The organism is Nesterenkonia haasae (genome assembly GCF_010119385.1).
In the GTDB taxonomy this organism is placed as follows: Bacteria; Actinomycetota; Actinomycetes; order Actinomycetales; family Micrococcaceae; genus Nesterenkonia; species Nesterenkonia haasae.
Window position 1 is genome coordinate 1 of sequence record NZ_VFIE01000001.1, and the last position, 332, is coordinate 332.

The window sequence follows — 332 nt, forward strand, 5'->3', positions numbered from 1 at the left end:
GGCTGCGCTTCGCGGGTTCCTACCGCAGCGCGACGGATGAACAGATGCAACATCCGGTGAAAAAAATCGCCACACCCCCTTCACAAACGATGTGGATGGGGCCATACTTCTCCTCCCCCGTCGCAGGGGGCGCCACCAAGGGGCTTCAGCGACAACAGGGTGCCCACCACCGCCGAACGAGATGATCGAACGAAGGTGTTGACGGACTGAAAAAGTCTGGCATAATGGGCGGCTCGCTACGAAGGAAACTTCGCGGCACACGGGAACGGCGCTGAGGCCACTTCCCCGGATCTTTGAAAGTATGCGCAGGTATCTTGTGAAGGCGCCTGCAG

At 59.6% G+C, this 332-nt stretch carries 1 protein-coding gene; it reads left to right on the plus strand.

What is annotated here, in order from left to right; all coding sequences use genetic code 11:
- Positions 1 to 185, plus strand: a 185-nt coding sequence (locus FH975_RS16405; RefSeq protein ID WP_235928240.1) for a hypothetical protein, incomplete at its 5' end; no start/stop codon positions are given.
- Positions 186 to 332: the final 147 nt, after the last annotated feature.